This window comes from Bacteroides sp. An279, assembly GCF_002159615.1.
GTDB lineage: Bacteria > Bacteroidota > Bacteroidia > Bacteroidales > Bacteroidaceae > Phocaeicola > Phocaeicola intestinalis.
In genome coordinates this window covers 1-21,830 of record NZ_NFJA01000019.1, presented here as the reverse complement: position 1 = coordinate 21,830, position 21,830 = coordinate 1, and the positions used below count along the sequence as shown (strand labels likewise).

Sequence of the window (21,830 nt, the reverse complement as noted above, 5' to 3'; positions counted from 1 at the left end):
TATTTTTATCTTCCGCTTTCGTCTATCATCCGGCGTACTTTGTCATTGAAGGCATCTTGTTTAATCAGATTTTCCAGTGTGAGATGCATACGCCAACGCCAGTAGTGTTTCGGGTTGGCGGGCACGTTGATGCGTTCGATGGTTACATCGGGGTTGCGCAATTGTTCATCCATTGCCAGCCAGTCCTGCCATGTCAGGATGCAGAGCATTGATGGGCTGTATAGGTGACGGCGCACAACATCCTCGCACAGCCATCCCGGAGCATGTTCAGGCAAATCTCCCCAGTGTCCCAGTTCGTGATAGAAGAATCTGGCAGCCACGTTTCGGTCTTCTTCCCACCAACCCCGGAAGGTAGACATGTCATGTGTACCAATGGTACATACCGAGCGGAACGGATAGGAGTGTACGTGTCCGAACTCATCTTGCGGGTTTTTCGGCATGCGTTGGATTTCGAGCGAAAGGATTTGCAGTTGTTCCATTACCCAGGGTACGCAGTCGGGCACCATTCCCAAGTCTTCGCCGCATACCAGCATCGAAGTGGCTTGTGTGAGGATAGGTAGCTTTTTCATTGCCTCGTGATACCAGAATTCATTGTGGCGGCGGTAATAATAATCATTATACAATCGGTTGAAAGCATCCTGTTCCTGTCCGGTCAGTTGGCGGTAGATGTAATCGTTCTGCACAGCAATGCGTGGATGGTACATTGTGGAGTTGTCGCGGTCGGGGATGAACAGAACATTGCTTACCAGTGCATACAGTCCTTCTTTCAGGTTGATACTTTCGGTGTCTGTGCGTCCGGCAAAGTATGCTTCTATTTTCCGTTGGGTGTCAAATTCGGGGCGCATCGAGTAGATGTCGTGGTGTTCATGGCGCACAAAGGTGTCGCGCACTTCCTGACTGCGTGTTCCGAACATTTCGTCCAGCATGTGGTCGTTGATGAAAGGACGGGTCATGAAATCTTTCTGGAAATGCAGTCCGTAACTTTCTATCTCTTCCACGCTCATCGGGAGCGATGGAACGAACTGTCCCAGCAGTCCATGAACAGAGTGGATAGGAATTTCCCAAATGCGGAAGAACCCCAGGATATGGTCGATGCGGTAAGCGGTGAAGTAATTTGCCATTTTACGGAAACGGCGTTGCCACCACTGGTAATTGTCTTTTTCCATTACCTTCCAATTATAGGTTGGCATGCCCCAGTTTTGTCCTTTGGTAGAAAACGCATCGGGCGGTGCACCGGCCTGTCCGTTCATGTTGAAATAATAAGGTTCTACCCATGCTTCTACGCTGGTGCGGCTGATACCGATGGGGATGTCGCCTTTGACGATGACGCCTAGTTTACGTCCGTAGTTGCAGGCATCCAGCAGTTGGACATGAAGCAGGTACTGCACGTAGCAGTGGAACATGGTTTCGGGATAGGCTTCGTTGTCAGGTGTGCACAGTTGTTCGGCTGTTTCCGGATGGTAAGTGCTGTAATCTTGCCATTGGTGGAAGTCAGGTGTCTGGAACTTGTCGCGCAGGTAACAGAATGCTGCATACGGGCGTAGCCATTCGGCGTTCTCACGATAGAATTCGCAGAATCCGTTCGAGTTAAGTACTGTATCTTGTTCCTGTTGGAAAATAGCTTTTAGGTAAGCTCGTTTCCACTGGTTCACAGCTTCGTAGTCTACTTGTGGCAAAGCGTTCAGTTCGTTGCGCTTCTGTTCGAATGTGATGGCAGATGCCTGGTCATTCAAGGCTGGAAGTTGCCGTAAATCGACATACATCGGATGGAAAGCATAGATGGAAATGCTACTGTATGGATACGAGTCGGTCCATGTACCGGTCATTGTCGTGTCGTTGATGGGGAGAACCTGTACGGCACGCTGGTGTGTGTGTGCAGCCCAGCGGATGAAACTTTTCAGGTCACCAAAGTCGCCCACGCCATAGCTGCCTTCAGAGCGGAGCGAGAATACAGGAATGGCACATCCGGCTATCTTGTAGCTTTCGCTGGCGAAGAATATTTCTTCTTCGGGAGTGACATAGGTCTCACCAGGCTGGAGCGACGGAGGTGTGATACTGCGGTTTTCGTGTGCTTCCCATTCGGTTATGCTACCGTCTTCAGGAGAGAGGGTGACATACTTATATGTGAAGTCAGGGGGCAATATGGTAGCATCTATTGCTACTTGCCATTCATTAGGCTTTACTTCGTGCATGCGGAGGGGAGCTGTTTCGCCCCAGTTGCCTAATGTCTTGCAGTTACCGGTGATGCCTAATATGCGCGTGCTTTTCCCATTCGACGGGCATAAGGCACGGATGACGATGGCTGTATCGTTTCCGGGTGTCGGGAGTGTTTCGATGCGTTGTGAAACATTTTCACCACAAAATGCAGAACTGAACCGATAAGAAGCGGCAGGCAGGTCTCGCCACGTATCTTGCACCAGATAATGACGTTCTTGTGTGTCGGTTATATACAAAATGTGTGGCAGGATACCCCATTCACGTCGGATGCGGCAGTTGTCTTGCCATACTTCATAACGGTAAGTAACGAGTGGAACGGGAGTATCGGGCAGGTAATCGGTTTGTCCTTGCCAACAATAACCGTCTACAGTGGTCAGTTCTACAGTGGTCTTTTCGTCTATAAGAACGCGGAGGTTTTCACCCCAGTTCGTGTGATACTGAATTCGAAAAATAATTGTCATACGTTATCTTGGTATTAGAGTGATTTAAGAATTATCTCACAAAGATAGGGAGACTGGACGGAAACCACCCTTCGAATAATGAAAATATAAATTAAATTAAATGGAAATAGCGGTCTCAGATATTTGTAGACGCGATTTTGGATAATAAAAATATAAAAAAGCTGTAGTTGCTTTTCCTGTTTTAGCAAGGTAAGTTTTAGTGGTTTCTTTTATTTGTATCGGGAGAAAACCGGTATGAAATAAAAGTGAATGCTTCTATAAATACCTCATGCGGAATGATGAAAATGCCTAATAATCAACTTGATAAAACTACGTTAAAGTTCTATATTTTTTCTATCGGTTTTTCTCATGTAATGAAAAGGTGTATCTTTAGCTACAAATTCATTATCTAACTTAATAAAAATAATCCATGAAGTTAAGACACTTGCTGATTTTGCCGGTATTGGCGGCTATGGGTTGCCAGTCCGTAAAAAACGATTATGAATCGTTTGCTGATTATCCGGTCGTGAAAGGTGACTGGGAAGAGATGGTTTATTCACCGCAGGAAACCCGGTTTGCACTGTGGGCGCCTACAGCAGAAGAAGTGAACCTGAAGCTGTATGCCGAAGGTCAGGGAGGGCAGCCTACGCGTACGGTGGCGATGAAGGCAGCCGAAAATGGTTTATGGCGTGCCGAGGTATCTGAAGACTTGGACGGTCAGTTTTATACGTTCGATGTAAAGGTAAAAGGGGTATGGTTGGGCGATACGCCGGGAGTATGGGCGAAGGCAGTTGGCGTGAATGGAGACCGGGCAGCTGTCATCGATCTGAATGCGACTGACCCTGAAGGTTGGGACAAAGACGTGCGTCCCGAACTGAAAAGCTTTGCCGACATAGTTCTTTATGAGATGCATCACCGGGATTTTTCCATCGATTCTTTATCGGGAATCGACCACCGAGGCAAGTTTTTGGCTCTGACGGAGAATGGGACAAAAACGGCTCGCGGGCAGAAAACAGGCATCGACCATCTGAAAGAGCTGGGTGTAACACATGTTCATATTTTGCCTTCGTTTGATTATTCATCAGTGGATGAAACGAAGCTGGATACTCCTCAGTACAATTGGGGATATGACCCGAAGAATTATAATGTGCCAGATGGTTCTTATTCGACCGACCCGTATGCTCCGGAGGTTCGTATCCGTGAATTTAAACAAATGGTGATGGCGCTGCATCAGGCAGGTATCCGTGTGGTGATGGATGTGGTGTATAATCATACGGCAGTGACCGAAGGGAGCAATTTCGAGCGTACCGTTCCCGGTTATTTTTATCGTCAGACACCGGAAGGGAACTTTGCCAATGCTTCGGGGTGTGGTAATGAGACAGCGTCTGAGCGTGCCATGGTGCGTAAATATATGGTGGAAAGTGTGAAATACTGGGTGAACGAATACCATGTCGATGGTTTCCGCTTCGACCTGATGGGCATTCACGATTTGGAAACCATGCGTGCCATCCGTAAAGCTGTAGACGAAATAGACCCTACTATTTATATATATGGAGAAGGTTGGGCTGCAGGTGCGCCTCAATTGCCGATGGATTCGTTGGCGATGAAAAACAATATTGACCGCTTGTCCCGCATCGCCGCATTTAGCGATGAGTTCCGCGATAGCTTGCGTGGTCCTTTCGGCAATGATGCCCAAGGTGCTTTCCTTGCCGGATTGAAAGGGCATGAGGCTGGTATTCGTTTCGGTATTGCAGGCGGCATCGAGCATCCGCAAGTCAATGGCGAAGGGGCTCATAAAGTGCCTAAATTCTGGGCATTACAGCCTACACAATTTATCAGTTATGTAAGTTGTCACGATGATATGTGCTTGGCAGACAGGCTGAAGGCTACTATGCCACAGGCTTCGGTAAATGTGCGTAAAGATTTGCATAAGTTGGCATTGACAGCTGTATTGACTTCTCAAGGCGTGCCGTTTATCTTTGCGGGCGATGAAGTGATGCGCAACAAGCAGGGTGTTCATAATTCATTCAATAGTCCGGATGAAATCAATGCCATTCATTGGGAACTTAAAAAACAAAACCGGGACTTGTTCGATTATGTAAGCGGGCTTATCGCGATGCGGCGTGCTCATCCGGCTTTCCGTATGGGAGATGCCGATTCGGTACGTAAATATCTGGAATTCTTACCTGCAACCGAGGACAATGTGGTTGCGTTCCGCTTGAAAGGACAGCCTAATGGAGATGCGTGGACGGATATAACGATGATACTGAATGCACGCGACCATGCTACGTCTGTAGAATTGCCGGCAGGTGTTTGGCAGGTAGTATGCCGTGACGGACGGATTGCTCCGGATGCCGGATTGGGCACGTTGCAAGGAGGAAAGGTGAGTGTGGGCGCACGTTCGGCGTTGATTCTGCATCGTTGATAATGTTTTATTTTGGGAAAGGCTGACTCATAAAGAAGAGCCAGCCTTTTCTAAAAATAAGACACTCTGAGGGGATTTTCAGCTTGATAAAACAGAATTTCTTTATATAAGGATTTGTATGATGAAAATAGACCATATTGCTTTGTATGTTAATGAATTGGAAGAAGTGAAGACGTTTTTTGTCCGCTTCTTCGGGGCGGTTTCCAATGAGATGTATCATAATCCGCGGACAGGGTTACGTACGTATATCTTGTCGTTTGGTGATGGGGCAAGGCTGGAAATCATGTCTCGTCCCGATATGAAAGATGAGGCGAAAGATATGTTCCGCACCGGGTACATTCATTTGTCTTTCGCTGTGGGTAGCCAATCGGAGGTAGATCGGTTGACCGGACTTCTTTATGACAATGGTTATCGGGTGGTAAGCGGTCCGCGTATTACAGGTGACGGCTATTATGAGAGTTGTATTGAGGGCCCGGAAGGCAATCTGATTGAGATAACCGAATGAATTTTTGGCTTGGGGAATCCTGATATTTTCAATTTATCCCTATCTTTGTACCCTCAATTTCAAATAATATAGGTATGTTATCTAAAATCATTCTTCAAGCCAATATCGATAAGGTAGCCAAGTGTTTCGAGGCTGCTGAAAAAATAGTGATTGTTTCCCATGTGTCGCCCGATGGGGATGCTATCGGTTCTTCACTGGGATTGCTTCATTTTCTGGAGACACAAGGGAAGGAGGTTCGGGTCATTGTGCCGAATGCATTTCCGGATTTTCTGAGATGGATGCCGGGAGCCAAGGACGTACTCCGTTATGATAAATATGCTGAATTTGCCGATAAGTTGGTTGCCGAAGCGGATGTGGTTTGTTGTCTGGATTTCAATGCTCTTTCGCGTATTGATGCATTAGCAAGTCCGGTGGCGGCAGCGCAAGGGAAGAAAATTCTGATAGACCATCATTTGAATCCGGAGACCTTTTGCCAAATTGTCATTTCACATCCCGAAATCTCTTCTACTTCTGAACTGGTGTTCCGCCTGATTTGCCGGATGGGCTGTTTTGAAGACATTACCAAGGAATGTGCCGAATGTATCTACACGGGGATGATGACCGACACGGGCGGTTTCACATACAATTCAAATAATCAGGAAATCTATTTTATCATCAGCGAGTTGCTTTCGAAAGGCATTGATAAGGATGAAATCTACCGCAAGGTGTTCAACACTTATTCTGAAGACCGCTTGCGGCTGATGGGTTATGTGCTGTATGACAAGATGCAGGTGTTTCCTCAGTTCCGTTCTGCCCTGATAACACTGACCAAGGGCGAGCAGGGCAAATTTTATTATGTGAAGGGGGATACGGAAGGATTCGTCAATATTCCGTTACAGATAAAGAATATTTGTTTTTCGGCTTTCCTCCGTGAGGATACTGAAAAAGATATGATTAAGATTTCGCTCCGTTCGGTAGGGAATTTCCCTTGTAATAAGGTGGCGGCCGAGTTTTTCAATGGAGGGGGACACCTGAATGCTTCCGGTGGTGAGTTTTATGGCACGATGGCAGATGCTGTCCAACTTTTCAAGCAGGCATTGGTGAAATATGAAGATTTGTTGCTGAAGAATTGAATTTGTGTTATATTTGTACCGTATAACATTAAATAAGAGCAGCTATATGAACAAACGGCATTACCTGATGGCGGCAATGTGTCTGATGACGCTTGCTGCATGTACCCAAAAGACTGAATTGCCCGAAGACCCGAAAGACAAGGAAGAATATCGTGACAGCCAAGGCAACAGTTGGATATACAACGCGATGCTGATGCGCTGGGCATTAATGCCTTCGGCGATGAACGGGTTGACTACGACACATTATTATTATCCGAACACGGGTTCGTGGACAGACGCTAATGGTACGCGGGTCAATGCACCTTCGGGAGTGAAAGTAAGCTCTCCTGCTGGAAGCAAGTCGAAATCGAGTGGCCGTGTGTTCGGTTCGTCACACCGTTCTTCGGGTGTTCATGCATAAAGATGAGGCTATATGGAAAGGAAATATGTTACCCCCCGAACAGATTATCGTGAAAAGATAGAGGCATTGGGATTTGATTTCCACGGCGATTATTGGCGTGAGGAGGCTTATTACCAATTTACATCGGACGAAATCGGCCGGCTGGAGGAAGCTACGGCAGAAGCTTATCGTATGTATTGTGAGGCAGCAGGATACATCATTGAAAAAGAACCGGAATGGATGGAGCGTTTCTTGCAGCTTCCGCCGGAGATTTGTCAACGTATCCGGGAGTCGTGGAATGCGGATGAACTGAGCTTATATGGACGTTTCGACTTTATGCTGGATGAAAAGGGGACACCACGTATATTGGAATTCAACGCTGATACACCTACTTCGTTGCTGGAGGCTTCCGTGATCCAGTGGCAATGGAAAGAAGATGTTTTTCCGGATTGCGACCAATACAATGGCATTCACGAAGGTCTGGTACAGTCGTGGAAAGATATTTTCGCATCAGGAAGCAACTTGCATTTTGCCGGTGTGCTCGACAATCATGAAGATTCGGGGACACTGCAATACTTGGCAAGTACGGCTATGGAGGCTGGCTATTCTACCCGTGTGCTTGATATCAATGATATGGATTTGCAGGACGGTTGTTTTTATGACCCGAGTGGGGAACGCATTGAGCATTGCTTCAAGTTATACCCATGGGAGTGGATGGCAGATGAAAGTCCGGACGGGTGTCTGGCTTCGTTGACATGGCTGGAGCCGATATGGAAACTGGTGATGTCGAACAAAGCCATTCTGACAAAAATATTCGAGTTGTTTCCCGATTCGCCTTATGTATTACCTTGTTTTCTTTCACGTCCCCAGGAGGGGGTGTATTGTAAGAAGCCGGTCTTTTCGCGCGAGGGGCATAATGTAAGCGTGGTTGAGATACGGAACTGGGAGGAGCGTCCTTTGCTTCGCGAGACAGAGGGTGATTATAATCAGGGTGCGTATGTTTATCAGGGATATGTAAGGCCTACGGTATATGGCGGGCGCTATCCGGTAATCGGCTCGTGGATTGTGGGTGGAGAGCCGGCAGGTATCGGCATCCGTGAAAACCGTATGGAGATAACCGATAACCTGTCGGAGTTCGTGCCACATGTAATAGTTAATAATTAATAGGCCAACTCCTGGTTGGCTTTATTAGAAAACTGTTCCTTAATTATTATTTCATCCCTCTTGCCTTGTAGATGCGTTCCTTGGCATTATTGATGTTCTGGAATTTTTCTTCGGCAGCTTTACGAATGTCTTCGCCAAGGGTAGCTACACGGTCGGGATGATGCTTCAAGGCAAGACGGCGGTAGGCGGTACGCACTTCGTCATCAGTTGCCGAGGGGTCGATTTCCAATACCTTGTAGGCATCGGCCAGCGAGTCACCTCCCAGGTTTAACATCGATTCTACTTCCTTTTCTGAGAGTTGCATGGCTTGTGCCACTTCTTTCAGGGCTTCAATTTCTTTTTCACATACTTTACCGTCGCTCTGTGAAATCTTCACCAGAAAGTCCAGCAGTTGCAGGCGTTCTCCATAGGAGAGATTGGCGGCGATTTGTGCGCCACATTCGTGTATTGTATTGCGGAAGGCATACGGGTTTGTAGCGTCCATCCGTTTTTGCTCCTCGAAGAGGTTAAGTAGGATTTGTTGTCCTTCGTTTACAGCTTCTTCACCGAAATTGGTACGCAGGAAGCGGCGTACGAATTCCATTTCGCTATGCATGATTCTTCCGTCTGCGCGGATGATGTACGAGGCCATGACAAGCATAGAGAATAAGAAGCTGTTCCGTTGTCCGGTATTGGTTTGTGTATCACCGTTTGTCGTGTCAAAAGAGTTTTGAGCCTCGGTCGCCTTGTCAAATAGGGAGCCCAGCACGTATCCAGCCAAAGCTCCGAGCGGTCCTCCCATGGCGATGAATCCCATGATGCCGCCAATCCATTTTCCTAATTTCATAGTCGTGTTGTTTTTATGCCGAAAGCAAAAGACGCAAAAAGCACAGAGAGTCATTTATTGTTTGTTTGTGTATGCATCTCCGTGTTTTTTGCGTCTTTGTGTGTTTTCGGGAAATTACTTTTGTTGGGGTTGTGTATAGATAATGTTCATTTGAATTTTCTGGTCTTCATCGGTCGATTCGTTGAGGTCTTTTCCTCCTATCAGCATGGCCGAATTGACGCTCAAGTCATTGTCTACACCAATGACATTGCTATTGGCATCGGTTTCCGTACTTACTGGTATCAGTAATACTTTGTCCCAGTCCGGGTTATCGGCTTTCCACTGTTCCCATTCGGTTTCACCTTTTTCTATTTCCGGTCTGATTTCGCTGAAGATATTCGCTATCAACCGGTTCAGTTGTGAGAAAGAGTAAGCATTGTTTGTACTGCTATATGTGGAAAGGAACGATGTACGATTGTCATTTACTTCGTTGTTTTCGAAGAAGCTTTTCATGTCTTTTGCCCTTATCATCAGCAGGGTGGTCGGGGTTCCCATTTTATATGGACTGCTGCTCTGGTCTCTCATTTTCTCGAACGAGAGTGAAATAGAATTCAATGTATCGCTCTTGTGATCTTCGTAGATTGTTTCCAGAGGAAGTGTTACTTTGGTGCATAGCCCGGCAGGTGTCTTCAGATACGTGCGTGTAGGGTCTTCCACCAGATTTTGCAGTCCTGAGTTTTGGAAACGGGTAGACATGAAGACTTCCTTTGTTGCCGTCATCGGCACAACGCCCGTATATAAAGAGTCGGCGGTATCGGCCGAGTTCCTGCCTAGATAAGAAACCGTCAGGTGCAGGTAAATATCTGAAATATAAAGGACGGAACCTTCACCGTTTGTTACGTGTACATAAAATCCTTTCAAGACGTTGTTGATAAAAGATTCTGCATCTTTGAAATAAGGATGTACGGTAACGCCGTTTTCTTCTACGCTATAGTCGTATTTGCTTTTGAAATTGTCACAGAATGCTTTTCCCAAGTCAATGGACACATGCGGGTAATAGTCGCTGGTGTTGTAAAGTGAGTCACTGACGGTTTTGTCGTATGCTGTATAATCTTTCGTAGCTAACGGAAGACTCTGCGGGTTATAGAAACGTGTGGGATCCAGGTTGGTATAATAGAGGTTCTTGTCCAGTCCGTTGTCTTGAATGGCTGTGGTAAGGGTGTCGACCTGTACACGTAAGGTAGCCAGAGAATCACCGAAATAGCTGGTGTAGTAAAGTCCCAGCGTTGCTTCGTCGATGCTTTGCAGGCGGTCGGGAAGCTGGAAGTTTTCGGGACAGTTTATCTGTACGAGGAAGTCGGACGTAAATGTGCCATATCCTTCATCGGTAAACTTGCCCAGATAGGCTGTATTTGAACGGGAATAGACCGAGTCCAGCAAATACGATTCTGTAGATACTGTATATGAATCGGATTTGGCAAGGATAAAGTCTTCATCAGCGACAAATTGTCCGATTCCCGTTGTTTCATCATCACAGCTGTAGAGTGTAGCGGCTGTCAGTAGTCCTATTGCCGCCCAGAACTTAAGTTTCATTGTTTTCTGATTAATTGTTATAAGTTCGTCTTATTCGGCGCCGCCAAGCACCTTTTTATAGAGTGCATCGCAGGCGTCTGCATACGTATTTTCATCGGCTTGGTAATCTATGGTAGGAAGATTCAAGCTGCGTGCGTAATCCATGATGGCAGGGTTTACCTTTTCGCTGTTTTGCACTACGCCGTCCGAATAAGTGATAGCAAGTTTGCATAACTCTTCATAATCGACAGGATTTTGTACCATCTTAACATCATCGGGAGTGATTTCTCTGTAGATTACTTGTTTGGTGAAGTCCGGGTTCAGGTTTGACTGGAATCCGTTGCCGTACACCGAGAATACCACTTTTGAATCTCTAAAGGAAGGCTCGTCGTAGTATGCTTTTTTGATGAAGAGCGGAACCACGGCGCTCATCCATCCGTGACAATGGATGATGTCGGGACACCAGCGTAATTTTTTTACGGTTTCCAATACACCCCGGGCATAGAAGATGGCTCGTTCGCCATTGTCTTCATATTCTTTTCCTTCTTCATCGGTTGTCATCAGCCGGTGTTGGAAATAGTCGTCATTGTCGATGAAATAGACCTGGCGGCGTGCAGCTTGTATAGAAGCTACTTTGATGATTAAAGGATGGTCTGTATCATCGATGATAATGTTCATGCCGGACAGGCGTATGACTTCATGCAGTTGGTTACGCCGTTCGTTGACATTGCCCCATTTGGGCATGAATGTCCGGATTTCCCAGCCTTTGTCTTGAATAGCTTGGGGAAGATTCTGACCGATTAACGATAGTTCACTTTCGGGTACGTAAGGAGTAATTTCTTGTGTAATGAATAATACTTTTTTTGCACTCATGTTTCTACTATTGCTCATAAAGGTTGTGCAAAGGTACAAAAAAATCAGACCACTTTGTTAATTTGTGCACGTTATTTACCTTATAGTTTGTTAATCTGTCTGTGGATGGTGCTTTTTTGTAAAAACTGCTTTATTATTTGGTAAAAATGTGGTTACTTTGCACCTGTTTTTAGAAAAACATTGGGTTTAATTATCAGAAAAATGGAATTAATTCAAACTATTCATGAGCTTCGTGCGAAGTTGGATGTACTTCGGGGCGAAGGGAAAACCATTGGTCTGGTTCCCACAATGGGAGCTTTGCATGCCGGTCACGCTTCATTGGTGAAACGCGCCGTTGCCGAGAATGATGTAGTGGTGGTCAGCGATTTTGTCAATCCCACCCAGTTTAATGATAAGAATGATTTGGCGAAGTATCCGCGTACGCTGGATGCCGATTGCCGGCTTTTGGAAGCGTGTGGCGTCACGTTCGTATTCGCACCTTCGGTAGAAGAGATTTATCCCGAACCGGACACACGTACGTTCAGTTATGCTCCGCTGGATACGGTGATGGAGGGCAAATATCGTCCGGGACATTTTAACGGTGTATGCCAGATTGTGAGCAAGCTTTTCCTGATTGTAGAGCCTACGCGTGCCTATTTTGGTGAAAAAGATTTCCAGCAGCTTGCCATCATCCGTGAAATGGTACGTAAGTATCCTTTTTCGTTGCAGATTGTGGGTTGTCCCATCGTACGTGAGGCCGATGGGCTGGCATTGAGCAGTCGTAATGCCCGTTTGAGTGGAGAACAGCGTATGCAGGCTTTGCAGATATCGAAAACCCTGTTTGCCAGTGTAGATTATGCCAAGGTGCATTCGCTGGCAGAAACAAAAGCATTTGTGGAAAAGGGTATTGAAGATGCTGAAGGGTTGCGTCTGGAATATTTCGAAATTGTAGACGGGAATACCTTGCAGCCTGTAAGTTCGTGGGACGAAAGCGGCTACATTGTAGGTTGTATTACTGTATTCTGTGGGGATGTACGTTTGATAGATAACATTAAATATAAGGAGTGAGCGTGTGATGATGATACAAGTACTGAAGTCGAAGATTCACTGTGTAAGTGTTACCGAGGCAAATCTGAATTACATGGGCAGTATTACGGTAGATGAGGATTTGCTGGATGCCGCCAATATGATAGCCGGCGAAAAGGTGCAGATTGTGGATAATAATAACGGCGAGCGTTTCGAGACTTATATAATAAAAGGTGAGCGCGGATCTGGGTGCATTTGTCTGAATGGTGCAGCCGCCCGCAAAGTCCAGGTAGGCGATACCGTGATTATCATGTCGTATGCATTGATGGATTTTGAAGAAGCCAAACACTTCAAGCCCTCAGTGATTTTCCCCGATACGGTGACGAACAAGCTTGTTTGACAATTAACAATTAATAATTAATAATTAAGGGGGATGCCGGAATAGTGTTTGTTTTTATTCCGGCATCCCCTTGTTTGTTTCAGTCTGCCTTTTCTTTGATGATACCGGTGCGGTATCCCACCAGCAGCTTTTTAAGGTCTTCTATCTGAATACTTAATTCTTTTCCTTTGTCGGTGTCTTTCACCATCATCCGCTTGGCACTCATTTCTACGATTTGAGTGGTCGATTTGATGTCAAGTCCTTCTTCGATGGCTCGCTGGGTGGAGGTGAACGGTTCGTGCTGTACCAGTTGGAATCCGCGCGAGTGGTACACCAGGGTATAGCCTGCAATACCTGTTTCAGGCTGGTAGGCTTTCGAGAATCCTCCGTCTATTACCATCAGTTTTCCGTTCGCCTTGATGGGTTTTTCACCTTTTCCGGCTTTTACCGGTACATGTCCGTTGATGATATGCCGGTGTTCGCCTTCCACACCGAACTCGTCCAGGATCATGTCGCAGATATCTTCGCGGTCGCGTAACTGGTAATAATATCCTTTTGTTTCCACGTGCGTTTCCTTGTCTTCGATAAAGTATCGTTCGAAGGTGGCCATTTTGTCTTTGTCGAAGGCGGGTGAGTCTTTTCCGCACCACAGGTACCAGATGTAATCCAGGGCGAATGCCTTTTCTTCGCTTTCGCTTTCATCGAAATAGGCGGTACGTATCAGTTGTCCCACACGTTTTAAGAGAGCCTGTCCTTTGTAGCTTTCACCTAAAATGTCGATTTCTTTCAAGGTACCGTCGGCATTGAGCGGCATGGAAGCGTGGAACAGCAGGTTCGAGTTGCATACGTTGTACATGCATCCGTAGCGGAAGAGGCATTTCATGTGCTTGCGTAGTTTTTCGCTGCTTGTAAATGATTTGTGCAACTTGTCTACCACATCACGTTCCTCGTCGGTCAGCCGGTAGGGGTCTGATGGGTCTACGGTAGGGAAGAAACTATCGCGTAGCAGATATTCTTTGCCGTTAAGTGTGATGGTGTGTTTCTCGAAGTCGATGTGGTGCAGCAACATGCGGTCTTCCATCCTGAATTCCGGGCGGCGGCGGATGATTTCAGCTTCCAGTTTGAACTGGATGATGCTGATAGCCTTGTGCATTTGTGCTATCAGGCGGATGGTTTTTGCACTGTCTGTATTAAGGGTATCGTCAATCTTTGGTTCGAAGAACGAGCAAGGGTCATCGGCATAAGTATCCATGGCGAATGTGGCGAGAGGCAACAGGTTGATGCCATAGCCGTCTTCCAGCACCGAGAGGTTGCCATAACGCATGGCGAGCCGGAGTACATTGGCGATGTTGCAATCGTTTCCCGATGCGGCGCCCATCCACAAGATGTCGTGGTTTCCCCATTGGATGTCGAAGTTGTGATAGTCGCACAGGGTATCCATGATGATGTGCGGACCTGGTCCGCGGTCGAAGATATCGCCCAGGATGTGAAGCGAGTCGATGGTCAGCCGTTGGATAAGGTTGCTCAATGCCACGATGAAGTCATCGGCACGGTGTGTGTCGATGATGGTACTGATGATGACGTTGATGTATGCCTGCTTGTTGGGGTCCATGCTGCTTTCGTGCAACAATTCTTGTATGATGTAGGAAAATTCTTCGGGCAAGGCCTTGCGCACTTTCGAGCGGGTGTATTTCGATGATACATTCTGGCATACCTTTACCAGCTGGTTCAGGGTGATGACGTACCAGTCTTCCAGTTCGGTTTCCACTTCCTTTACCAGTTGCAGTTTCTGTTCGGGATAATAGATAAGTGTGCACAATTCTTTTTTTTCCATTTCGCGCAACGTATTGCCGAAGATTTCGTTCACTTTTCGTTTGATGGCACCCGAAGCATTCCGCAATACGTGTTGGAACGCTTCGTATTCCCCGTGCAAGTCGGCAAGGAAGTGTTCCGTACCTTTGGGAAGGTTCAGAATGGCCTCCAGGTTGATGATTTCGGTGCTGGCAGAGGCTATGGTCGGGAAGTTGTGCGAAAGCAGTTCCAGGTATCGGAGGTCTTGTTGTATCATCTCCGTTGTGATTTGGTTGTAGGATTTCATATCTTCTTCAGGTTAAAAATGATAATCAGCAATTAACAATTAATAATTGGCAATTAAAGGAGAACGGGTAAAGCGGTCGTAATTGTTAACTATTAATTGTTAATTATTAATTATTAATTGTATATATATTCATAAAAACAACATCAGTATCAGTTGGGCGATGATGACACGGGTGAACATCCCCAGCGGATAGACCGTGGCATAGCTCACGGCAGGGTTATCGTTCGGGATGATGTCATTGGCATAGTTCAGTGCCATTGGGTTTGCCATACTTCCACAGAGCATGCCGCAGGTGTTTCCGAAGTCGAGGTGGAAACACCGTAATGCCACCAGTGCCATAATCACTACGGGTACAAAGGTAATAATAAATCCGATACCAACCCATAAAGCACCCTCCGGACGCATCACGGTTTCGAAAAAATGTGCTCCGGCATCCAGTCCAAGGCAGGCAAGATACAGGGAAAGTCCGATGCCACGTAGCATCAGGCTGGCGCTGCGGGTGGTGTAGGTCAGCATGTGCAGGCGTGGACCATACGAGCCGATGAGGATGCCGGCGACGATTGGTCCTCCTGCCAGTCCCAGCTTGACAGGTGTCGATATGCCCGGGATGGCGATGGGGATGGAGCCGACTATCAGTCCCAGCACGATGCCGATGAAGATAGAAGCCAGATTGGGGTCTTTCAGGGTTTTTACGGTGTTGCCCAATACTTTTTCCACATTCTTGATAGCTGCGGCTTCGCCCACCACGGTCAGGCGGTCGCCCAGTTGTAATACCAGTTCGGGGGTGGCAAGCAGTTGTACACCGCTGCGCAGCACACGGCTGATATTGATGCCATACACGTTGCGCAGGCGGAGCGAACCCAGCTTTTTCCCGTTTATTTCGGGACGGGAAATAACGATGTGTTTCGAGATAAGCTGGCTATCGATGGCATTCCAGTCGATATCCTCCTTGTTCCAGTCCTTCTGTTCTTGTTCGCCGAACAGGATGGTCAGGGCTTCCACGTCTTTTTCGGTGGTCACTACCAGCAGGCGGTCGTTCTCTTGCAGCACCTTGTCGGAAGTGGGAATGCACACCTGTCCGTCGCGCCACAGGCGGGAGATGACAAACTTGGAATAACCCATATGCACCAGTTCGTGGATGCTTTTGCCGAAGATGGCAGGATTGTGTACCTGATAGGTACCGATATAGGTGTGGTTAGGGTCGTCGTGCGGATGCTCTTCCATATCGGAAGGGCGTACGAACAGTTTCCTTACCGCTACGATGGCAAGAATCACTCCTACCACTCCCAGCGGGTAGGTGACGGCACAGCTCAGTGCGGCACCGCTGGTAGGTTCGCCCAGTTGTTTCAATGTTTGTTGTGCAGCTCCCAGTGCCGGTGTGTTTGTGGTGGCTCCGCAAAGGATTCCCACCATGTCCGACATCGAGATGGGGGTGAACAAGGTCAGCACGATTGCCATTATCGTGCCCAGTAAGATGACCCCCAGTCCCAGCAGGTTCAGTTGGCATCCACCCTGGCGTAGGGAACTGAAGAATCCCGGTCCGACCTGCAGCCCCAGTGCATAAACAAATAATACCAGTCCGAAACTTTCGGCATAGTTCAGCATCTGGGGATTGATGGCAAGTCCTGAATGACCGGCAAGGATACCCGTGAAAAACACGAATGTCACCCCTAACGAGATGCCGCAAACATGTATTTTCCCCAAGGCAAGCCCTGTGGAGATAATCAGGGAAATGATGATAACCGCCTGTAGGGCGGTCTGCTCAAAAAACAAATCGTATAACCATTCCATTTTGGTCTGTTTTATAGTTGACAAGGTGACTAGGCGACTAGGTACTAGGTGACAAGTTGACTAGGTGACAAGGTTCTGAATAGTTTTGCTAATGGTATCTAGTACCTCGTCACCTAGTACCTCGTCACCTAGTACCTAGTACCTAGTCACCTTAAAGAGATTATCTTACGAATAGCAGTTCACGGTATTTCGGGAGCGTCCACATCTGGTCGTCCACAATCAGTTCCAGCTTGTCGATGTGGTAGCGTATCTGCTCCAGCATGGGGGCGATGGTATCGTGATAGGCGATAGCCTTTTCGCGTTCGCCGGTGATTTTGTTTGCTACTTTGCGGGCTTCCACCATTGCGTCCACGTGCTCCTTGATGTATCCGGTGTGTTCGGCTATCTGTTTGATGATGGCGATGTTTTCGGATGAGAGGCGGGTGGCTTCGTCGGCATCGAAGAGCGACTTCATCTTATAGGCATTGTCTATCAGTTTGGTCTGGTATTCGATGGCGACGGGCACCACGTGGTTCATCACCAGATCGCCCAACACGCGTGCCTCAATCTGTATTTTCTTGGTGTACATTTCCCATTTCACTTCGTTGCGTGCCGCCAGCTCCTTACGGTTCATCACGCCGGTCGATTCGAACATCCGGATGGTTTCCGGTTTCAGGTAATTATCGAAGATGAGCGGGCAGCTGGTTTCGCAATCCAGTCCGCGGCGTGCCGCTTCGGCTTTCCATTCTTCGCTGTAGCCGTTGCCGTCAAAACGGATGGGCTTGCACTCCTTGATGTAGCGGCGCACCACCTCGATGATGGCGGAGATTTTCGGTTCGCCGTCTTCTATCAGTTTGTCTACGTCTTTTTTGAATTGGATGAGCTGCTCTGCCACGGCGGTGTTCAGGGCAATCATTGCGCTGGCACAGTTGGCTTCCGAGCCCGGTGCACGGAATTCGAAGCGGTTGCCGGTGAAGGCAAACGGCGAGGTGCGGTTACGGTCGGTATTGTCGATGAGCAGTTCGGGGATTTGCGGGATATCCAGGCGCATGCTCTGTTTGTCGCCCAGGGCTATCAGGTCGCTGTTGGTACTTTCTTCCAGGTGGTCGAGCACCTTGCTCAGTTGTGTGCCGAGGAAGGAGGAGATGATTGCCGGAGGTGCTTCGTGTGCTCCCAGGCGATGCGCGTTGGTAGCGCTCATGATAGAGGCTTTCAGCAAGCCGTTGTGGTGATATACCGCCATCAGCGTATTGACGATGAAGGTGATGAAGCGCAGGTTTTCTTCGGGAGTTTTGCCCGGAGCCATCAGCAATGTGCCGTTGTCGGCACCCAGCGACCAGTTGTTGTGCTTGCCAGAGCCGTTAATGCCCTTGAAGGGTTTTTCGTGGAGCAGCACGCGGAAACCATGGTTGCGTGCCACTTTGCGCATCAGCGACATAATGAGCATGTTATGGTCTACGGCGAGGTTGCATTCCTCATAGATGGGAGCCAGCTCGAACTGGTTGGGAGCCACCTCGTTGTGGCGGGTCTTGACGGGGATGCCCAGTTCCAGTGCCTGGATTTCGAGGTCTTTCATGAAAGCGGCCACGCGGGGCGGGATGGCACCGAAATAGTGGTCTTCCAGCTGCTGGTTCTTCGAAGCCTCGTGGCCCATCAGGGTGCGGCCGGTCAGCAGCAAGTCAGGGCGTGCGGCATACAGTCCTTCGTCTACCAGGAAGTATTCTTGCTCCCAGCCCAGGTAGGTGATGATTTTTCTCACCGAAGGGTCGAAGTAGTGCATGACATCCAGTGCCGATTTGTTGACCGCCTGTATAGATTTCAGAAGCGGTGCCTTGTAGTCGAGCGACTCGCCCGTATAGGCGATGAAGACGGTGGGGATGCACAAGGTGTCGCCTACCACGAAAACTGGCGACGAGGGGTCCCAGGCGCTATATCCGCGGGCTTCGAACGTGTTACGCACGCCTCCGTTGGGGAACGATGAGCCGTCGGCTTCCTGCTGTACCAGTAGTTTGCCCGAAAATTCTTCCAGCATGCCGCCTTTGCCGTCGTGTTCCACGAAGGCGTCGTGCTTTTCCGCCGTACCTTCGGTCAGGGGCTGGAACCAGTGCGTGTAGTGGGTGACACCCAGCTCGATGGCCCATTTCTTCATTCCTGCCGCCACCTCGTCGGCGATGCTGCGGTCGAGCGCCGCACCGTTGTCGATGACGTCTGTCAGTTTGGCATACACCTTGCTGGGCAGGTACTTGAACATCTTTTCACGGTTGAACACGTATTTGCCGAAATATTCGCTGGGGCGTTCCGATGGAGGGACCACTTCGACCGGCTTTTTATGAAAAGCTTTTTCTACTACTCTGAATCTTAGTTTTGACATAATAATTACCTCTGTTGTTTCTTGTTTATGTTCTGTTTGATGAAATTCCGGTTACAGGCATCTGCACAGGCGTTGCATCGCCTCTTGGATGCGTTCTTTTTCGCCGAAGGCGGTCAGTCTCAGGTAGCCTTCCCCGCTTGGGCCGAAACCTACCCCCGGAGTGGTCACCACCTGCGCTTCGTACAGTAGTTTTTCGAAGAACTTCCACGATGACATTCCGTCGGGAGCTTTGACCCACAGGTAGGGCGCGTCTTCGCCTCCGGTGTTTTTCAGCCCGATGCTGGTAAGTGCATGCTTCATGATGCGGGCGTTGTTCATGTAATATTGGATATGGGCTTTTACCTGTTCTTTTCCTTCGGGGGTATAGATGGCTTCCGCTCCACGCTGGGTGATGTAGGAGGTGCCGTTGAATACCGTTTCCTGGTGCCGTTTCCACAGGGGGCCCAGGGGGATGCGTTTCCCTGCCAGTGTGCCTCCGGTCACTTCTTTCGGGATAACCGTGTAGCCACATCTCACACCTGTAAAACCGGCTGTTTTCGAAAAGCTGCGCATCTCGATAGCTACTTTGCGTGCTCCCTTTATCTCATAGATGGAGTGAGGGATGCCGGCGTGTTGGATATAGGCTTCGTAGGCACCGTCGAAGATGATGAGGGTATCGTTTTCGAGGGCGTAGTTCACCCATTTTTTCAGTTCGGATTTGTCCAGCACGGTACCGGTAGGGTTGTTCGGGTAGCATAAGTAAATAATATCGACACGATGGTCGGGGATGGGAGGGATGAAATTGTTTTCTGGCAGGCAGGGCATATAAATTACATTGCTCCATTTCCCTCCCGCCAAAAGCTCGCCTGCGCGTCCGCACGATACGTTCGAGTCGATGTAGGCAGGATAGATAGGGTCGGTCACTCCGATGCTGTTGTCGTGGCGAAGGATGTCGCCGATGTGTCCTGTGTCGCTTTTGCTCCCGTCGCTCACAAAGATTTCGCTGCGTTCCAGGTGCACGCCGCGTGGCGCATAATCGTGTTTGATGATGGCATCGATAAGGAACGGGTATCCTTCTTCGGGCCCGTAGCCGCGGAAGGTGGCGGCGTGTGCCAGTTCGTCGACAGCGCGGTGCATTGCCTCGGTGCACGCCTGTGGAAGGGGCAGGGTGACATCTCCTGTACCCAGCCGGATAAGGTCGGCTTTGGGATGGGTCACCTTGAACAAGTTGACTTTCTTTTCCAGGTCGGAGAAGAAGTAGTTGTTCGGCAATTTCAGGAAATGTTCGTTTACCAGTGCCATATTCGATATGTGTTGAAGTTTATGCGTTAGTCTGTTTCCGGTGCAAAGGTACGAAAATTTGCCGGTATTGCAGGGTAAAGAGGACTTCTTTTTTTATATCCCGCACGGCTCTTTCATTTAAAACAGCTTCTAAGTCATTTAAAGTGTGAGCTGCGAAAATCTGCGTTTCAAAATCGCAAAATCGTATATTGTAAATCGTAAATTGTAAATCGCCAAATCGTAAATTCAAATCGTCCGCAGCTCCCAGAACGCTACGGCGGATGCTGCCGCCACGTTGAGCGAGTCCACCCCGTGCGCCATCGGGATGCGCACCGTGTAGTCGGCTTCGGCGATGGTGGCGTGCGGAAGCCCGTCGCCTTCGGTGCCCATCACCAGTGCCAGCCGCGGCTCTTGCTTGAGGGCAGGCGTGTCGAGCGGGACGGAGTCGTCCGAGAGTGCCAGGGCGGCGGTGCGGAAGCCCAGGCGGTGCAGGGCGGCGAGGGGAGCGTCGGCCCACGTCCACGGAATGAGGAACACCGAGCCCATCGAGACACGCACGGCACGGCGGTTCAGCGGGTCGCACGAGTCGGGGGTGAGCAGCACCCCGTCGATGCCCAATGCGGCGGCAGAGCGGAAGATGGCACCGATGTTGGTCGTGTCGGTCACCCCGTGAATCACCACGATGCGCCGTGCCCCGCCGCATACTTCTTCCACGCTTTTCACCGGCGGCCGGCGCATGGCGCAGAGCACGCCGCGTGTCAGGGTATAGCCCGTAAGCCGGGCGAGCAGCTCGCGTCCGCCGGTGTAGACGGGTATGTCCGGGCATCGGGCAAGGATGTCGGCGGCGTCGCCCGCGAGGTGCTTCCGCTCGCACAGCAGCGCCAGCGGCTCGTAGCCCGCGTCCAGCGCCACGCGGATTACTTTCGGGCTTTCGGCGATGAACACGCCCTTCTCCGGTTCCAGCCGGTTGCGCAGTTGTGCCTCGGTCAGTGCGCCGAACAGCTCCACCCCCTGCTGCTCCAGCGACGTGATTTCGATGATTCGTTCCTTTTCCATATATATTTTGTAGGTTACAAGGTGACGAGTTGACAAGGTGACAAGGTTTTAAATAGTTTTGCTAATGGTATCTAAAGCCTCGTCACCTTGTCAACTGGTACCTTGTTACCTATAAAAAGCCTTGTTGCCTATAATGTTCCTCCCTCTCTCCTCTGCAAAGATAAGAAATCTTTTCCATGTGGCAATGGATTTGGAACAGGTGGGCGTAAAAATCTGTTAACTGATTATCGTTTTTCTATCTATATTGCTGAAAATGAGAATTATATAAGATGTGAAAATGTTATTTCTATGCTTGTATTATCGTGACAATGACAAATGACAAATGACAATTAACAAAGTGATGTAACGCACCACGAAGAAGAAAAGAGAATTGTAAATTAAATTATATTATATATATAT

General features: G+C 48.6%; 16 protein-coding genes. 7 read left to right on the top strand and 9 right to left on the bottom strand.

Annotation, left to right across the window (positions count from 1 at the left end; all coding sequences use genetic code 11):
* Positions 1-5: 5 nt before the first annotated feature.
* Entirely contained in the window at positions 6-2,678 is a 2,673-nt protein-coding gene (locus B5F78_RS05285; RefSeq protein ID WP_087406210.1) for a 4-alpha-glucanotransferase, read from the bottom strand.
* 409 nt (positions 2,679-3,087) lie between these two features.
* On the opposite strand from B5F78_RS05285, the gene pulA reads away from it, so the two are divergent.
* From pulA to B5F78_RS05260, 5 genes are all read left to right on the top strand, one after another.
* Positions 3,088-5,082, top strand: a complete 1,995-nt coding sequence (gene pulA, locus B5F78_RS05280) for a type I pullulanase (protein ID WP_087406209.1) — start codon at positions 3,088-3,090, stop codon at positions 5,080-5,082.
* A gap of 121 nt (positions 5,083-5,203) precedes the next feature.
* Positions 5,204-5,587, top strand: a complete 384-nt coding sequence (locus B5F78_RS05275; RefSeq protein ID WP_087247486.1) for a VOC family protein — start codon at positions 5,204-5,206, stop codon at positions 5,585-5,587.
* Between the two features lie 74 nt (positions 5,588-5,661).
* A complete protein-coding gene (locus B5F78_RS05270) occupies positions 5,662-6,699 on the top strand; it encodes a DHH family phosphoesterase (RefSeq protein ID WP_087406208.1) in 1,038 nt (345 codons plus the stop codon).
* Positions 6,700-6,745: 46 nt separating this feature from the next.
* A complete protein-coding gene (locus B5F78_RS05265) occupies positions 6,746-7,099 on the top strand; it encodes a hypothetical protein (RefSeq protein ID WP_022038945.1) in 354 nt (117 codons plus the stop codon).
* A 12-nt stretch (positions 7,100-7,111) separates the two neighbouring features.
* A complete protein-coding gene (locus B5F78_RS05260; RefSeq protein ID WP_087211319.1) occupies positions 7,112-8,242 on the top strand; it encodes a glutathionylspermidine synthase family protein in 1,131 nt (376 codons plus the stop codon).
* Between the two features lie 46 nt (positions 8,243-8,288).
* On the opposite strand, the gene B5F78_RS05255 is transcribed toward B5F78_RS05260, so the two are convergent.
* The 3 genes from B5F78_RS05255 to B5F78_RS05245 all read right to left on the bottom strand — a co-directional run bounded on the left by B5F78_RS05255 (position 8,289) and on the right by B5F78_RS05245 (position 11,492).
* Entirely contained in the window at positions 8,289-9,068 is a 780-nt protein-coding gene (locus B5F78_RS05255) for a DnaJ domain-containing protein (RefSeq protein WP_087211322.1), read from the bottom strand.
* A 114-nt stretch (positions 9,069-9,182) separates the two neighbouring features.
* Complete coding sequence (locus B5F78_RS05250; protein WP_087211325.1) at positions 9,183-10,640, bottom strand: DUF4270 domain-containing protein; 1,458 nt, start codon at positions 10,638-10,640, stop codon at positions 9,183-9,185.
* A gap of 30 nt (positions 10,641-10,670) precedes the next feature.
* Positions 10,671-11,492: a glycogen/starch synthase gene (locus B5F78_RS05245; protein WP_087406207.1), complete on the bottom strand. Its 822-nt coding sequence runs from the start codon at positions 11,490-11,492 to the stop codon at positions 10,671-10,673.
* Positions 11,493-11,693: 201 nt separating this feature from the next.
* Here B5F78_RS05245 and panC point away from each other — a divergent pair, with 201 nt between their 5' ends.
* Together panC and panD are read left to right on the top strand one after the other, a co-directional pair.
* On the top strand, positions 11,694-12,539 hold the full coding sequence (panC, locus tag B5F78_RS05240) for a pantoate--beta-alanine ligase (protein ID WP_022038940.1): 846 nt from the start codon (positions 11,694-11,696) through the stop codon (positions 12,537-12,539).
* 7 nt (positions 12,540-12,546) lie between these two features.
* Complete coding sequence (panD, locus tag B5F78_RS05235; RefSeq protein ID WP_022038939.1) at positions 12,547-12,897, top strand: aspartate 1-decarboxylase; 351 nt, start codon at positions 12,547-12,549, stop codon at positions 12,895-12,897.
* A 79-nt stretch (positions 12,898-12,976) separates the two neighbouring features.
* Here the strand turns inward: panD and B5F78_RS05230 are convergent, their stop codons facing one another.
* The 5 genes from B5F78_RS05230 to B5F78_RS05210 form a co-directional block, all read right to left on the bottom strand.
* Positions 12,977-14,974, bottom strand: a complete 1,998-nt coding sequence (locus B5F78_RS05230) for a fructose-1,6-bisphosphatase (protein ID WP_087211328.1) — start codon at positions 14,972-14,974, stop codon at positions 12,977-12,979.
* 129 nt (positions 14,975-15,103) lie between these two features.
* Positions 15,104-16,765: a putative transporter gene (locus tag B5F78_RS05225; protein ID WP_087213095.1), complete on the bottom strand. Its 1,662-nt coding sequence runs from the start codon at positions 16,763-16,765 to the stop codon at positions 15,104-15,106.
* 160 nt (positions 16,766-16,925) lie between these two features.
* Positions 16,926-19,115: a glutamine synthetase III family protein gene (locus B5F78_RS05220; protein WP_022038936.1), complete on the bottom strand. Its 2,190-nt coding sequence runs from the start codon at positions 19,113-19,115 to the stop codon at positions 16,926-16,928.
* A 51-nt stretch (positions 19,116-19,166) separates the two neighbouring features.
* On the bottom strand, positions 19,167-20,396 hold the full coding sequence (locus B5F78_RS05215; protein WP_022038935.1) for an LL-diaminopimelate aminotransferase: 1,230 nt from the start codon (positions 20,394-20,396) through the stop codon (positions 19,167-19,169).
* Between the two features lie 225 nt (positions 20,397-20,621).
* The gene (locus B5F78_RS05210) at positions 20,622-21,431 is read right to left on the bottom strand and encodes a TrmH family RNA methyltransferase (protein ID WP_087406206.1); all 810 of its coding nucleotides are present in this window, start codon (positions 21,429-21,431) and stop codon (positions 20,622-20,624) included.
* Positions 21,432-21,830 lie beyond the last annotated feature (399 nt).

What these genes read in the sequence shown, in the direction of transcription:
- B5F78_RS05285 (WP_087406210.1), bottom strand. Translation starts at nt 2,678, where the DNA reads ATGACAATTATTTTTCGAATTCAGTATCACACGAACTGGGGTGAAAAC.
- pulA (WP_087406209.1), top strand. Translation starts at nt 3,088, where the DNA reads ATGAAGTTAAGACACTTGCTGATTTTGCCGGTATTGGCGGCTATGGGT.
- B5F78_RS05275 (WP_087247486.1), top strand. Translation starts at nt 5,204, where the DNA reads ATGAAAATAGACCATATTGCTTTGTATGTTAATGAATTGGAAGAAGTG.
- B5F78_RS05270 (WP_087406208.1), top strand. Translation starts at nt 5,662, where the DNA reads ATGTTATCTAAAATCATTCTTCAAGCCAATATCGATAAGGTAGCCAAG.
- B5F78_RS05265 (WP_022038945.1), top strand. Translation starts at nt 6,746, where the DNA reads ATGAACAAACGGCATTACCTGATGGCGGCAATGTGTCTGATGACGCTT.
- B5F78_RS05260 (WP_087211319.1), top strand. Translation starts at nt 7,112, where the DNA reads ATGGAAAGGAAATATGTTACCCCCCGAACAGATTATCGTGAAAAGATA.
- B5F78_RS05255 (WP_087211322.1), bottom strand. Translation starts at nt 9,068, where the DNA reads ATGAAATTAGGAAAATGGATTGGCGGCATCATGGGATTCATCGCCATG.
- B5F78_RS05250 (WP_087211325.1), bottom strand. Translation starts at nt 10,640, where the DNA reads ATGAAACTTAAGTTCTGGGCGGCAATAGGACTACTGACAGCCGCTACA.
- B5F78_RS05245 (WP_087406207.1), bottom strand. Translation starts at nt 11,492, where the DNA reads ATGAGTGCAAAAAAAGTATTATTCATTACACAAGAAATTACTCCTTAC.
- panC (WP_022038940.1), top strand. Translation starts at nt 11,694, where the DNA reads ATGGAATTAATTCAAACTATTCATGAGCTTCGTGCGAAGTTGGATGTA.
- panD (WP_022038939.1), top strand. Translation starts at nt 12,547, where the DNA reads ATGATGATACAAGTACTGAAGTCGAAGATTCACTGTGTAAGTGTTACC.
- B5F78_RS05230 (WP_087211328.1), bottom strand. Translation starts at nt 14,974, where the DNA reads ATGAAATCCTACAACCAAATCACAACGGAGATGATACAACAAGACCTC.
- B5F78_RS05225 (WP_087213095.1), bottom strand. Translation starts at nt 16,765, where the DNA reads ATGGAATGGTTATACGATTTGTTTTTTGAGCAGACCGCCCTACAGGCG.
- B5F78_RS05220 (WP_022038936.1), bottom strand. Translation starts at nt 19,115, where the DNA reads ATGTCAAAACTAAGATTCAGAGTAGTAGAAAAAGCTTTTCATAAAAAG.
- B5F78_RS05215 (WP_022038935.1), bottom strand. Translation starts at nt 20,396, where the DNA reads ATGGCACTGGTAAACGAACATTTCCTGAAATTGCCGAACAACTACTTC.
- B5F78_RS05210 (WP_087406206.1), bottom strand. Translation starts at nt 21,431, where the DNA reads ATGGAAAAGGAACGAATCATCGAAATCACGTCGCTGGAGCAGCAGGGG.